The organism is Vibrio sp. OPT46, assembly GCF_015163535.1.
GTDB lineage: Bacteria > Pseudomonadota > Gammaproteobacteria > Enterobacterales > Vibrionaceae > Vibrio > Vibrio alginolyticus.
In genome coordinates this window covers 70585-85166 of sequence record NZ_JADDYG010000824.1, presented here as the reverse complement: position 1 = coordinate 85166, position 14582 = coordinate 70585, and the positions used below count along the sequence as shown (strand labels likewise).

Annotated in this window: 11 protein-coding genes and 2 pseudogenes; 5 read left to right on the top strand and 8 right to left on the bottom strand. The window is 46.3% G+C overall.

What is annotated here, in order from left to right; translation table 11 throughout:
• From IQR33_RS34775 to glnA, 6 genes and pseudogenes are all read right to left on the bottom strand, one after another.
• Window positions 1-508, bottom strand: a pseudogene (locus IQR33_RS34775) (adenosine deaminase); the annotation flags it as partial.
• Window positions 509-655: 147 nt separating this feature from the next.
• Complete coding sequence (locus tag IQR33_RS28470) at window positions 656-3202, bottom strand: EAL domain-containing protein (protein WP_193837243.1); 2547 nt, start codon at window positions 3200-3202, stop codon at window positions 656-658.
• Between the two features lie 102 nt (window positions 3203-3304).
• A complete protein-coding gene (glnG, locus tag IQR33_RS28465; protein WP_005379267.1) occupies window positions 3305-4708 on the bottom strand; it encodes a nitrogen regulation protein NR(I) in 1404 nt (467 codons plus the stop codon).
• A 57-nt stretch (window positions 4709-4765) separates the two neighbouring features.
• Window positions 4766-5812, bottom strand: coding sequence for a nitrogen regulation protein NR(II) (gene glnL / locus IQR33_RS28460; RefSeq protein ID WP_017821940.1), 1047 nt, complete (start codon window positions 5810-5812; stop codon window positions 4766-4768).
• Between the two features lie 132 nt (window positions 5813-5944).
• The gene (locus IQR33_RS28455) at window positions 5945-6526 is read right to left on the bottom strand and encodes a DUF4124 domain-containing protein (protein WP_136976535.1); all 582 of its coding nucleotides are present in this window, start codon (window positions 6524-6526) and stop codon (window positions 5945-5947) included.
• A 195-nt stretch (window positions 6527-6721) separates the two neighbouring features.
• Window positions 6722-8131: a glutamate--ammonia ligase gene (gene glnA, locus IQR33_RS28450; RefSeq protein ID WP_005379275.1), complete on the bottom strand. Its 1410-nt coding sequence runs from the start codon at window positions 8129-8131 to the stop codon at window positions 6722-6724.
• A gap of 530 nt (window positions 8132-8661) precedes the next feature.
• On the opposite strand from glnA, the gene typA reads away from it, so the two are divergent.
• Together typA and IQR33_RS28440 are read left to right on the top strand one after the other, a co-directional pair.
• Window positions 8662-10491 carry a translational GTPase TypA gene (typA, locus tag IQR33_RS28445; RefSeq protein ID WP_005379276.1) on the top strand — a complete coding sequence of 610 codons (1830 nt, stop codon included), beginning with the start codon at window positions 8662-8664 and terminating at the stop codon, window positions 10489-10491.
• 72 nt (window positions 10492-10563) lie between these two features.
• Window positions 10564-11106, top strand: a complete 543-nt coding sequence (locus IQR33_RS28440; protein WP_005382971.1) for an AAA family ATPase — start codon at window positions 10564-10566, stop codon at window positions 11104-11106.
• A 31-nt stretch (window positions 11107-11137) separates the two neighbouring features.
• On the opposite strand, the gene IQR33_RS28435 is transcribed toward IQR33_RS28440, so the two are convergent.
• Window positions 11138-11779 (bottom strand): DUF2959 domain-containing protein, encoded by a 642-nt coding sequence (locus IQR33_RS28435; protein WP_005382972.1) that lies wholly within the window; start codon window positions 11777-11779, stop codon window positions 11138-11140.
• A 34-nt stretch (window positions 11780-11813) separates the two neighbouring features.
• Here IQR33_RS28435 and IQR33_RS28430 point away from each other — a divergent pair, with 34 nt between their 5' ends.
• From IQR33_RS28430 to IQR33_RS28420, 3 genes are all read left to right on the top strand, one after another.
• A complete protein-coding gene (locus IQR33_RS28430; protein WP_005379281.1) occupies window positions 11814-12758 on the top strand; it encodes a virulence factor BrkB family protein in 945 nt (314 codons plus the stop codon).
• A complete protein-coding gene (gene dtd, locus IQR33_RS28425) occupies window positions 12730-13164 on the top strand; it encodes a D-aminoacyl-tRNA deacylase (protein ID WP_005379282.1) in 435 nt (144 codons plus the stop codon). The genes IQR33_RS28430 and dtd overlap by 29 nt, the downstream gene beginning before the upstream one ends.
• A gap of 106 nt (window positions 13165-13270) precedes the next feature.
• Window positions 13271-14188, top strand: coding sequence for a bifunctional GNAT family N-acetyltransferase/hotdog fold thioesterase (locus tag IQR33_RS28420; protein ID WP_005379283.1), 918 nt, complete (start codon window positions 13271-13273; stop codon window positions 14186-14188).
• Here IQR33_RS28420 and IQR33_RS34770 read toward each other — a convergent pair.
• Window positions 14174-14582, bottom strand: a pseudogene (locus tag IQR33_RS34770) (AsmA family protein); the annotation flags it as partial. The gene IQR33_RS28420 and the pseudogene IQR33_RS34770 sit on opposite strands and share 15 nt — an antisense overlap.

Sequence of the window (14582 nt, the reverse complement as noted above, 5' to 3'; positions counted from 1 at the left end):
CCGCAAGGTCGACGGCAACGATGTGATCTTTCTGGCTCAGAATGCCGTCCAGTTCTTGTTGACATGCGTCAGTGCCAAATGTGCGACTCATGATACCGATCAGGTTGGCTTTCACGCCAAAATCGCGCATACCCGCTTGCACACCGTCCACGACGGCTTCAACAACCCCCGCTACTGGTAGTTTGTGTTTCATCGCCATGTAGTAAGGAGAGAAACGCAGCTCTGCGTAATCGATTTGTGCGTTTAGCGCGTCTTCTACGTTTTCGTACGCGACACGACGACATGCATCTAGATCGCCCAGTACAGCAACACCCCAGTCGAGCTTAGAAAGGAAAGCAACAAGAGAGGGTTCCGCTTCGACAATTTGAACGTGAGGAGTGAGAGACTCAATATCGTACGCTGGTAGGGCAATGCCAAACTTTTGGCCTAGCTCAAGAATCGTTTTAGTACGAATGTTACCGTCGAGGTGACGGTGCAAATCAGTAAGAGGAAGGTTCTTTGTTATCATTTTGTCGATCCGGATAGTTATGAACTGGAACAGGGCCCAAACATCATCTGTGACAATACATGGGTAAGATTTGCAGTTAAGTATAAATAACAGTTGGGTAGATTGTCAGTAGAGGATGACTAGGAAATCAACGATTCTCGCTCTTTTCTACTTCATGTTCACCAAATGTGTTGGCCATTCTTCTAGTGGCATAGGGTGGCTGTAATAGAAGCCTTGCACCTGATTACAGCCTAAAGAGCGCAGTAATTGTGCTTGATTGCTATCCTCGACACCTTCCGCGACGACATTAGTTTTGAGACCTGCTGTGATATTGATGACGGCAGCGACGACTGAACTGTTTAAGTTTTCTTGTGTGAGTTGATTGATGAAGGTGCGATCAATCTTCAAGCAGGTAAACGGCAGAGAGTGGAGGTAACCCAGTGATGAGTAGCCGGTGCCAAAGTCATCTATCGCGATACCAATACCCATTTCACGCAGTTTAGTCATATTTTCTAGTGTTGTCGGTGCGCTATCAATGATGCGTGATTCTGTGATCTCTAGTGTGAGGTTACTTGCTGGTAATTTCGTGATATCCAATACGCTTATCACCGTATCGACAAAACTTGGGCAAGATAGTTGATTAACGGAGATATTCACATGCAGTTGGAAGTCCGACGGCCACTGTTTGCTTTCGATCGCTTGGTAAGTGTCGCGACAAGCTTGTAACAGAATCTGTTGGCCGATGGCTTTGATCATGCCGCTTTCTTCCGCGATTGGAATAAAATCTAATGGTGACACCATACCTGAGTCGCTATGCCAACGCGCCAGTGCTTCGGCGCCACACACTGTGCCACTGACGAGATCCACAATCGGTTGGTAATGAGGAATAAACTCTCGGTTTTCAATGCCAGTTTGGATCTTGGTCAGCATTTGCGTACGAAACTTTGAAGCGCTCGCTAGTTCTGGGCTGTAGTGACAAACACCAGTCAGTGAGTCTTGTTTAGCGTAACTTAATGCGATGCTGGCGTTGCGTAACCATAAAGGCATGGTTTCGTTTGGCTGGGTTTGTACAATACCAAGTGAAATCTTCATCACTACATTCTCGCCTTCCACCATAAATGGGGTGGAAAAGAGTTGCTGTAATCGACGTTCGGTTTGTTTAATTTTGGTTTCAGTGTCGACATTTGAGAGAAACACCGCGAACTCATCACCACCAATCCGAGCCAATAATGCGTTGTCACGAAACTGCTGTTTTAGCCTTTCAGCGATGCTGACCAACAACTGGTCGCCGTTGTGATGACCCACACTGTCGTTGATATCTCTAAATTTGTTGATACCAAGTAAAAATAAACTGCCGTGACAAAGATGAGACTGATTTTCACAGATTTCGACCAAACCCTGACGACTATATAAGCGTGTCAGAGAGTCATAAACCAACTGTTCACGCAATGCTTTGAATGACGCTCTTAGATTGTTCGCCATTTCATTAAAAGCATGAACCAGTACGGTTGTCTCATACACATAACCAGGCTTTGGCATGCCGCTATCCCAATCCCCATTTGCCAGGTGCTGAGCGGCGGCGGCCGTCGCGTTAATTGGTCTGGTAACTCGGTTGAAAATGATCCAACTGATGACGATCCCAAATAGGCTTACAATAATGCCAACGAGCCAGCTCTCTTGCTGGCTTTTCGGTAACAGGCCGAGAAGCTCAGACTCCGAAATGGAGGTGCCGATAAACCATGTTAAGCCGTCTTGGTCTCGATACGGGGTTAGCCGACTGAAAATACGTTGGCCATCATGTTCAAATGAAAAAGTATAAGGTTGCTTCGTGTTGTTGAGATCGAAAGACCGGACTCGGCTCGCACTGATTTTGATGATCGGGTCTGCGTTTTCAGCGGCAAGCAAACGCTGCCCTTTATCCGAAAATTTTGTGCCCCATGAGATGACGCTTCCCGGGCCTGAGTGAGCGATTAAACGATGATCTGGGTCCATGATGTAGACCGACGCTTTAGTGTTGTATTTTAACTCGCGCAGGAACTCGTTGAATGTATTGATACGAATGTCTGTCACCAAAACACCAGCAAATTGGTCGTGTTTGTACACCGGCGTCATGGCTGATAGCGTAATATCCTGGCGTTCATCAGCGTTGGTATAAATTTCAGACCAAGTGGCGTTTTGGCTCTCTGCAACGGGCTTATACCATGGGCGAGTGCGAGGATCGTATTGGGAGATAACCGTTCGAATGTTGTTACTCACATGGTTGGTTCCATAAATAACCAGATCACCATCGGTGTAGCGATCTTGCACCATTAAGGTGTAATCGTCGGAAAGCTCGCGGCGAAAGCCTGCAAAGTCGCCGTTTTCTGAACCAAATGCGATTACATCCAACTGCGGTATCGATTGGTAAAGATTTTTGAATGCACTCAGCAGGTAGTTTTGAATGTCTGAGGTATCGTGAGGGCGATAAAGGTTGTGATAGCTGACGTTGTGCGCGAGAGCCATAACCGCAGTAAAAGGCTTACGTAGATAGCTATTGAGGTGGTCGTGGACACTTTCGGTTAACACGGAAAGTTGCTTGTCACTGATATCCGTGACCACTTCTTCGTAACTTTGTTTTTGGACGTAGACAATGACACCGATCGCCAGTAAGAAGATCATGACAAATGGAATCAGAACAGCAGTACGCAGTGTAATTTGAGTCGTAGCAGTAGACATCGCCTAATCACATAGATGGTGGTGCGCCACAATTGTACTGATGTTTTTATTAATATCGAGTGACAAACGACGCTCGTTGTTAACGCACCACGTAAGTGATTGTCAGTACAATTCTTTTAATTTTCTGGTGAGTGTATTTCGCCCCCAGCCTAATACTTTAGCGGCATCTTGCTTATGACCTTTAGTGTGCTCTAAGGCTGCTTCTAATAAAATGCGTTCAAATTCTGGTAAAGCGTAAGAAAGTAGTTCTTTATCTCCTGCTGCGAGTGAATGCCGTGCCCAATCCGCCAATTGTTCTTGCCAACTACCATGTGCAGAGTCTGAAATGGATTTTTTCTCTTCGAGTAGTTCGCTTGGCAAGTCATTTGGTAACACCTCGCTACCACTGGCCATAACGGTTAACCAACGGCAAATATTCTCTAATTGACGCACGTTGCCAGGCCAATCAAGGCGGTTAAGAATCTCTACGGTTGACGGGTGGAGAGTTTTTGTTTCCACACCAAGCTCATCAGCTGCACGGATAAGAAAATGCTGTGTAAGCTTTTCAATGTCTTGCTTACGCTCACGCAGTGCCGGGATCTGAACGCGAATCACGTTTAAGCGATGAAATAGGTCCTCACGAAAGTCACCTTCGTGCACCAGCTTTTCTAAGTTCTGGTGTGTTGCCGCGACAATTCGTACATCGACACTGATCGGAGAGTGACCGCCCACTCGATAAAACTGCCCGTCAGCTAGAACGCGTAGTAAACGAGTTTGAATGTCTAATGGCATGTCGCCGATTTCGTCTAAAAATAGAGTGCCGCCATTGGCTTGTTCGAATCGTCCTTGACGAACATTGTTTGCTCCCGTAAACGCGCCTTTTTCGTGGCCAAACAGTTCTGATTCAATCAAGTCTTTGGGAATCGCCGCCATATTGAGCGCAATGAAAGGTTTGTTAGCACGTGGACTGTGACGGTGCAGTGCATGAGCAACGAGTTCTTTACCCGTGCCCGATTCACCGTTAATCAAGACTGAAATAGAGGAGCGAGAAAGACGACCAATGGCGCGAAACACCTCTTGCATCGCTGGTGCTTCACCGATAATTTCAGGCGTTTCTGCTGGAATGTCTTCTGGAGAGAGCTGCTCGCGTTTGTTTTCGTGGCTGTGTGCAATGGCTCGTTCAACCAGAGTTAAAGTTTCATCAATATCAAAAGGTTTTGGTAAATATTCAAAAGCACCTTTTTGGTACGCATTCACTGCCGCATCTAAATCTGAATGCGCGGTCATGATAATCACGGGAAGGTCTGGGTAATCGCGCTGTACTTGCTTTAGTAGCTCCAACCCATCAATACCTGGCATGCGAATGTCTGATACTAGAACATCCGGCACTTCGCGTTCGAGCGCCATTAACACGCTTTCTCCATCGGCATAGGTTTCACATTTGATGTTGGCAGAGGAGAGCGTTTTCTCCATTACCCAGCGAATTGAACTGTCGTCATCAACGACCCAAACATATCCTTTACTCATGTAGTAATCCTTGCAGCAAACCGAAAAACTGACGCGACTTGAAGTCCATTAGCGCAATCAGATCGGCAGATAAATAGTAAATGTTGTGTGACCAGGCCAGCTTTCTACGTCTATTTTTCCATTGTGCTGGTCGATCAAATTTTGCGAAATAGATAGCCCTAATCCAGTTCCTCCCTCGCGGCCACTGACCATGGGATAGAACAGCGTGTCTTGTAGTTCCGGTGGAATACCTGGGCCGTTGTCTGTGATTTCGACACGAGCAGCGAGTTTACAGCGTTTGCCGTGAATATTGGCTTGATGCACCGTTCTGGTGCGAATGGTTATTTTCCCGTGTTCTTGATGGCTAAGAATTTGTGCGGCGTTGCTGACGATATTAAGCATTGCCTGTTCGATTTGGTCTGTATCCATCAAAATCTCTGGCAAGCTTGGGTCATAATCTCGTTCAATGATGATTGAGCGTTGTGACTCTAATTCAACCAGCTGGCGAACCTTTTCAAGAATTTGGTGCAGATTCTCTTGTGTCTTCTTACCTGGCTTCTGCGGTCCTAGTAATCGATCCACGAGCGCCCTTAAACGGTCTGCTTGCTCAATGATGATGTGTGTATATTCGGTGAGAGAGGGCTCTGGCAGCATTTTTTCTAGCAATTGCGCCGCACCGCGTAAGCCGCCAAGCGGATTTTTAATCTCATGTGCAAGCCCTCGGACTAACAGCTTCGCTGCTTGTTGTTGGGCGTGTTGGTTCAGTTCTTGAGAGAGTCGGCGCTGCTGATCAATTTTGCGCATCTCGACCAGAAGCATCAACTGCTTTTGCCAAGTGATAGGGCTAACCGTCACCTCTAGCATTAAAGGGCGGCCATCAACAACGAAAGTGACGTCACTGTCGGTGATGCTTTGGCCACTTTGCAACGGTTGAGTGAGCAGCGCGAGATCCAGCGACGCATGCTGAATCAATTGAGAAAGTGATTGTTCAATAATTCGTTTGGCGCTTTGAGAAAACAGCAATTCGGCAGCCGGATTGGCATAACGGATGGCCAATCCATCATCAAGAATCAGCGTTGCTGTCACCATATTGTTGAGAATGGCACTAGGAAGACTGGTATCCACATTACGTCCTTGTTTTGCTTTAAGATTGTGCGATGCACAATAATGGTGCAATTGAACGTTAAGTATGGCGAATAAATCTTAGAAGAAAAAGTGAAAAGCATCGCTGTGATGTGATTTTTTTCACCAGATATTCTATTTTGCCCCTTTTACGGTCGGCTTAACACTTGCTCTATGTAAATGCACCGTTATAGGGCTAGTAGATGCAATAAGCTTGCCGCTTCTTTTCGCGTGCACAGCAAGTGTGTGAGTGCCTCGGTCAATATTGTTTAACTGCCACACTATATGGTTTTGTGGTGCACCATAAGGTTTTCCATCGAGTAACAATTGCAATTGCTCACCGATACCAAGCTTGCGATTGGTTTCTAATTGAATATTGATGATGCCTCGATTGCTGCGGATGGTCTCGTTGTGCTTGGGGGTCTGCATTGAAAGTTCTAATGGAAGAGGCTTCTCGGTTGTTTTCTCTGGCTTGTTTTGTGATGCAGTAGATGGCGTAGTCTGAGGTGCGAGCGATTCAGTACTTTCTACCTCAGGAGCTGGTGCGCTGGCTTCAAGGTTTGGCAGTGCGATCGCTTTTGCTCCTTTGTTTGGCGTATCACTAAAGTGAACCACGCCATTTTCATCTACCCACGTATACGCGACCTGCGCGAAGGCGATAGAGGCGATTAACAATCCGCTGAGTGCACACAGTGATGGAATAAGCTGAACTTTCATTGCTCACCTTCTCTTGTTCGATGATTTCACGTTTCAATGGCTTAGCTCTTTGACCTGTAAGGAAAAATTCTAAGCGTATTTTTATTATCCCCTCATGTTAAACGTCGAAGCTTGAGTGGCGAATACAAAAAAGGCCCGCCTGCGAGGCGAGCCTAATATTTTATTGCTGTGTTTACATTTTACACAGTGTCGACCTTACACAGAGTAGTAAAGTTCGAACTCAACAGGGTGAGTTGTCATGTTTACACGCTCTACGTCCTGAGACTTAAGGTCGATGTATGAATCGATGAAGTCGTCAGAGAATACGCCGCCCGCTGTTAAGAACTCACGATCAGCATCTAGCTCTGCTAGCGCGTCTTTTAGTGAGTATGCAACAGTTGGGATTTCTGCTGCTTCTTCAGCTGGAAGATCGTAAAGGTCTTTATCCATCGCTTCGCCTGGGTGGATCTTATTCTTGATACCGTCAAGACCAGCCATAAGCATTGCTGCGAAACATAGGTATGGGTTCGCCGCTGGGTCACCGAAACGAACTTCGATACGACGTGCTTTCGGGCTTGGTACCACTGGGATACGGATTGAAGCAGAGCGGTTACGCGCTGAGTAAGCTAGCATTACTGGTGCTTCGAAGCCTGGTACAAGACGTTTGTACGAGTTTGTTGATGGGTTAGCGAATGCGTTGATTGCACGAGCGTGTTTGATGATACCACCGATGTAGTAAAGCGCCATTTCAGATAGACCGCCGTACTTGTCACCAGCAAATAGGTTTACGCCATCTTTTGCTAGAGACTGGTGAACGTGCATACCGCTGCCGTTGTCGCCAACAAGTGGTTTAGGCATAAACGTCGCTGTTTTACCAAACGCGTGAGCAACGTTGTGTACAACGTACTTGTAGATTTGGATTTCGTCAGCTTTGGTTGTTAGCGTGTTGAAACGAGTTGCGATTTCGTTTTGACCCGCCGTTGCCACTTCGTGGTGGTGCGCTTCAACAACAAGACCCATCTCTTCCATTACTAGACACATAGCAGAACGGATGTCTTGAGATGAATCTACTGGAGCTACTGGGAAGTAACCACCTTTAACGCCTGGACGGTGACCTTTGTTACCTTCTTCGTAGTCAGAACCTGTGTTCCATGCTGCTTCTACATCGTCGATCTTGAAGAAAGAGCCTGACATGTCTGTCGAGAACTTCACGTCATCAAATAGGAAGAATTCTGGCTCAGGACCGATAAGTACAGTATCTGCAACACCTGTAGAACGCATGAAGTCTTCAGCGCGTTTTGCGATAGAGCGTGGGTCACGGTCGTAGCCTTGCATTGTTGCAGGCTCTAAGATGTCACAACGGATATTTAGTGTTGCGTCTTCCGTGAATGGGTCAAGCACAGCAGAAGATGCGTCAGGCATCATTACCATGTCTGATTCGTTGATACCTTTCCAGCCAGCAACTGATGAACCATCGAACATTTTACCTTCTTCGAAGAAGTCTGCGTCGATTTGGTGAGCAGGGATCGAAATGTGCTGCTCTTTACCTTTTGTATCAGTGAAGCGTAGGTCAACAAACTTAACTTCGTTTTCTTGGATCAGCGATAGAACGTTTTCTACTGACATCTTGGATAACCTCCAGTGTTAATAAGCGGTAAAAGCTCGATTTATGAATTATTCATGAAACCTGGCATTGATTAATCAATTTGACTTTTCATTAATCGATGCTGTTTTAACTAAAGCCAAAACCGTGCCAAAAAAAATATTCCATTAATTTCAAGCAATTGTGTTTTTGAATGCTAGTTTGGTGCACTTGCTTGCACCAAAATGATCTTTGCTTGCACTATTATGGTGCCAAAAATCATTGTTGCACCATAATGTGACAGGTACATTGCGTATTCAGCCCATTTTTTGAGCAAGAGTCAATTTGAATTATGCATCGATTAGAATAAAGTTGCGTTTAATCAATTCGTTCTGAGGAAGAAAATGGGCATTAAGCGTAAAAATCGCAGAAATGCTCGGGAGTAGATCACATATTTCTAGGCTTTTTGCTAAAATCTGGTACATTATGGCCGTTTTTTTAATCAGCAAATGTCGCCAGAGAGCACCCGTTCTCAGCGTGGGGGCATTTCATCTATCTAAGTGAATCAATATCCATGGCTACTCCACAGATTGATAAATTAAGAAATATCGCGATCATCGCGCACGTTGACCACGGTAAAACGACGTTGGTTGACAAGCTGCTACAACAATCAGGCACGCTTGAGTCTCGCGGTGAAGCTGAAGAGCGAGTCATGGACTCGAACGACATCGAGAAAGAGCGCGGTATTACCATTCTTGCTAAAAACACAGCAATCGACTGGAACGATTACCGTATCAACATCGTAGATACTCCGGGACACGCGGACTTCGGTGGTGAAGTTGAGCGTATCATGTCGATGGTAGACTCTGTACTACTTATCGTTGACGCTGTTGATGGTCCAATGCCTCAAACGCGTTTCGTAACACAAAAAGCGTTTGCTCACGGTCTAAAACCAATCGTTGTAATCAACAAGATTGACCGCCCTGGTGCACGTCCTGATTGGGTTATGGACCAAGTGTTCGATCTATTCGACAACCTAGGTGCAACTGATGACCAGCTAGACTTTAAAGTAGTTTACGCATCAGCACTTAACGGTTGGGCTTCTCTAGAAGAAGGCGAAACTGGCGAGAACATGGAACCATTATTCCAAACTATCGTTGATGTTGTTGACGCGCCAAATGTTGACCTTGATGGTCCACTACAGATGCAAGTTTCTCAGCTAGACTACAGCTCTTACGTTGGTGTTATCGGCGTGGCTCGCGTAACTCGTGGTAGCGTTAAACCAAACCAGCAGGTAACCATTATTGGTGCTGACGGTAAAACTCGCAACGGTAAAGTGGGTACAGTAATGGGCTACCTTGGCCTAGAGCGTCACGAAGTGGAACAAGCTAACGCGGGTGATATCATCGCAATCACTGGTCTTGGCGAGCTGAAAATTTCTGACACTATCTGTGCACAAAACGCAGTAGAAGCATTACCACCATTGTCTGTTGATGAACCAACAGTAACAATGACGTTCCAAGTAAACACGTCTCCATTCGCGGGTAAAGAAGGTAAGTTCGTAACGTCACGTAACATCCTTGAGCGTCTTGAGAAGGAATTGGTACACAACGTTGCACTACGCGTTGAGCAAACAGACGATCCAGATAAATTCCGCGTATCAGGTCGTGGTGAACTTCACCTTTCTATCCTGATCGAAAACATGCGTCGTGAAGGCTTTGAGCTTGCGGTATCTCGTCCAGAAGTAATCATCAAAGAAGAAGATGGTCAGTTGATGGAACCGTTCGAAACGGTAACTATCGACGTAATGGAAGAGCACCAAGGCGGCATCATGGAGAACATCGGCCTACGTAAAGGTGAGCTGAAAGACATGTCTCCAGACGGTAAAGGTCGTGTGCGTATGGACTTCGTTATGCCATCACGTGGTCTGATCGGTTTCCAAACGGAATTCATGACACTGACTTCAGGTTCAGGTCTTCTTTACCATACGTTTGATCACTACGGCCCTCACAAAGGCGGTAACATCGGTCAACGTGTAAACGGTGTACTAATCGCGAACGCGATGGGTAAAGCGCTAACTAACGCACTGTTCAACCTTCAAGAGCGTGGTCGTCTATTTATCGGTCACGGTGTTGAAGTTTACGAAGGTATGGTTATCGGTATTCACAGCCGTGACAACGACCTAACGGTAAACGCACTGAAAGGTAAGCAGCTAACCAACGTTCGTGCATCAGGTACAGATGACGCACAGGTTCTTACTCCGCCAATCAAGATGACTCTTGAGCAAGCACTAGAATTCATCGATGACGACGAGCTAGTAGAAGTAACGCCTGAAAGCATCCGTATCCGTAAGAAGTTCCTAACGGAAAGCGACCGTAAGCGTGCTTCTCGTGGCGCGAAATAATTTTCGTTAAGCGATTCAATTAAGAAGAAGCCTCGAGTTATGCTCGGGGCTTTTTGTTTTCTGGAGTTGAATATGAACCCGATTATTATCACCGGTGGGCCTGGTGCGGGAAAAACAACACTGCTGAATGCGCTAGACGCGTGTGGTTACGCCACGTTTCCTGAAGGGTCTCGCGACTTGATTGAGCAGCAAAGCCAGTTAGAAAATGGTATTTTGCCGTGGACGAATTTACCTGAGTTTGCCAAGTTATGCCTTGGGTTGATGGACAAACAAAAGAGTGATGCGCGTTGTCATGATGTTGCGTTTGTTGATCGCGCCATCCCCGACATCATTGCATACCTACAAGTGGGCGGCTGTAAGGTTGACCAAGCTTTCTTAACCGAAAGCGCTGGGTACCATAGTCAGGTGTTTACTTGTCGACCTGAAGCATCCATTTACGTACAAGATGAAGTGCGTCCGCACAGCTTTGAAGAAGCATTGGAGATTCATCAGTCGTTAGTGAGTGTCTATACTGAGTTGGGTTATGAAGTGATAGAAGTACCATGGGGAACTGTGCCAGAGAGAGTAGGCTTTGTTCGAAGAGTCATCGGTTTACTCGGTAAGGTCGCCGACTAAAACCTCCTCACTAGGAGGAGGTCTAAATCATTTACTTTTGATTGAGCTTTTGTAGGAATTTATCGGACTCTGCAATCGCTTCGTTCATTTGTTTGATCGCAAACTGAATGTCTTTCTCTAAGCTAGAGAACTCACCTTGCAAAGAACCAATCGCACTGGCGTTAAGGTTGTGTTTTAAGTACAACGTGTTGTCACGTAGCGTATCCAGTACCGGTGTCATCTTTTTCTCTGCACGCTTCATAGCGCTAAGCATGGTTTTGTACGAGGCTTTGGTTTCACGTAGTTTTTGCTCGCTTGAACGACGCAGTTTCGCACTCGAGTACAGCTCTAGCTCATCTTGCCACTCATCAAACAGTGCGCCGGATACGTCTTCAATCGCAGCAATACGGTCACGTACGTCTTGAGCCGCTTTTTCGCTATCTTCGTATTTGTCATTGATGTTGTTGTAGACATTTTCTAGCTCACCACCATCAAAGTTGGTGATCGCAGACAAGGCTTCAAGTGCACTGGTGAATTCTTCTTGTGCATCTTGTTGAGATTCTTTGGCATCTTCGACGCGGTCGACCATAATATCTCGTTTATGATACCCAACCTGCTCCATTGCTGAGTAATAAGCAGATTGACACCCTGTTAAAGTGAAAATTGATAGTACAATTGCTAATAAATAAGGCATTCTTATGTCCTCGGCGCTAATTATGGGATGAACTATGAACCAGTTATCAGAGAGTTACAAGGCGAGATTAATCAATCTACTGCCAAGTTGCGTCGCGTTTTTTAAGTATCTTCTTAAGCGATTAACGCATGACCGTGTGAATGTGAACGCGGGCTATCTTGCCTACATTACCTTGTTATCCATCGTGCCAATGCTGACGGTATTGTTATCAATATTGTCGAAATTTCCCGTTTTTGCGAACGTTGGTGAGGTGCTGCAAGGCTACATTATTGAGAATTTTGTGCCAGCTTCTGGAGAAGCTGTACATACGGCATTACAGGAATTTGTGGCGAATACGGGCAAAATGAGCGCGGTTGGCGGTGGGTTTTTATTCATCGCAGCGGTCATGCTGATTTCCAACATTGATAAGAACTTAAACTACATTTGGCGAGTTAAAGACAAGCGCCGTTTAGTCTTTTCATTCTCTATGTATTGGATGGTACTCACGTTAGGGCCGATCATGGTCGGTGCGAGTATTGCGGCGACGTCGTACGTGACTTCGCTGCAAATTTTAGAGAATGAGACATTATCTGGTGCGTTTAATCTATTTCTGCGTTGGCTACCGTTGTTGCTGTCCTTTTTTGCTTTTCTTGGCTTGTATATTCTAGTGCCGAATAAAAAAGTACACCTCGCTCATGGTGCCATGGGGGCAGCAGTCGCCGCGATACTGTTCGAGTTGAGTAAAAAAGGCTTTGCACTCTACATCACTCAGTTTCCGTCTTATCAGCTCATCTACGGCGCGTTAGCGGCGATTCCTATCTTATTTGTTTGGGTGTATTTATGCTGGATGATCGTGTTATTGGGGGCGGAAGTTACGGCTGCGCTTGGTGAGCGAGAGCACTGGAGTGAAGATTTAGACATGATACACTCGACCGCTGAATCTCAGTTAACAGATGAAGGAAGCGAGAGTAGTGATAGCGCTAATTCAACGAGTCAGTGAAGCAGCCGTCCGTGTGGATGGTGAAGTCGTAGGAGAAATTGATCGTGGTCTGCTGGTCTTATTGGGCGTAGAGAAGGACGACGATGAAGCTAAAGCAAAGCGTTTAATGGAGCGTGTTACAACCTACCGTGTGTTCGAAGATGACGAAGGCAAGATGAACCTAAACGTTAAACAGGTGGAAGGTAAAGTGCTGGTGGTTTCTCAATTTACGCTGCCTGCGGATACAAAAAAAGGCACGCGAGCTGGCTTTTCTCGCGGTGCGCATCCTGTTGATGCAGAGCGCTTGTATGATTACTTTTCTGACTTGTGTGAAGAAGTCTTACCCACACAGCGTGGCCGCTTCGCTGCCGATATGAAAGTGTCTTTGGTGAATGACGGTCCAGTGACGTTTTGGTTGCAGGTCTAATCTGGTAACACAGGCGCCATAGTCTAAGCTTTAACTCCAAGCTCATGGAATTGGCTTGGAGTAATTTTTCCGACACTGATTAGTGTTGTGCTTTCAAAGGATTGATATGTTCAAACTCATTACTCCCAAAACCGATAATCAGATAAACAAGTATTATCAGTTTCGCTGGCAACTGCTTCGTGAGCCATGGCGTATGCCGATCGGCTCTGAGCGCGATGAATACGACGAAATGAGCCATCACCGCATGATTGTTGATGGTCGAGGTCGTCCTATGGCGATTGGCCGTTTATACATTACGCCGGACAATGATGGCCAGATCCGCTATATGGCGGTTAAAAATAATCGCCGTAGCAAAGGGATGGGTTCGCTGGTTTTGGTTGCACTAGAGTCGTTAGCGCGCCAAGAAGGAGCGAAACGCTTGGTGTGTAATGCCCGTGAAGATGCCATCGCCTTTTATGAAAAAAATGGCTTTGAGCGTCGAGGCGAGCTGACCGATGAGCGTGGCCCTGTGCGCCATCAGCAAATGGTGAAGCAACTGGATCCGATGGCCAATGTGTTACGTCGCCCTGAATGGTGTACTGAGCTTCAACAGCGCTGGGAGCAACAAATCCCAATTAGCGACAAAATGGGGATCAAAATTAACCAGTACACGGGTTACCAGTTTGAATGCTGTGCGCAGCTTAATCCTAACCTTAATCCGCATAACACCATGTTCGCCGGGTCAGCTTTTACCTTAGCAACCCTGACAGGGTGGGGGATGACGTGGCTGCTGCTTAAAGAGCGTGGGTTGCACGGTGATATTGTGTTGGCCGACAGCTCGATTCGCTATCGTCAACCAGTCGAACAAAACCCCGTGGCGAGTACTTCGTTGGATGGGATCAGTGGTGACCTAGACCGATTGGAGTCGGGACGCAAAGCACGCATCGTTATTCACGTAGTGATTTATAGTGGTGACACGCCAGCTGTTGATTTTGTCGGTACCTATATGCTGATACCGAACTACTCGCAGTTACTCAGTTGCTGATGGGGTAAGCGCCGACTGATCTGCTGGGCGCTTATCTGTTTCACCTTCTTGCTCTGTCGGTGAGAGGGTTTGTTCTGCTGCGGAATTCGTGTCGGGTACTTCATCTTCTTAGATAACTTCTTCGTAAAGCTCTTCCTCTTGAGTCTCCAAATTGATGTTATCAATTACGATTGGCTGCTCGATGGAAGGTTCATTTTTCTGTGGAGTCTCAATATCAGTAGGCTCGGCCAGTTTTGATGCGTTCACGCACTCATTACGGTGGGTTTCGCCACTTAGTAGATCGCCTTCAATGTTTCCGCACGACTCTTCCAATTGATAAGTAATGCCACTTAGCGGGTTGTTGGCCATATCAAATGTTCCCCAAACCTTACCACTTATGGCTTTTCCTGAAATT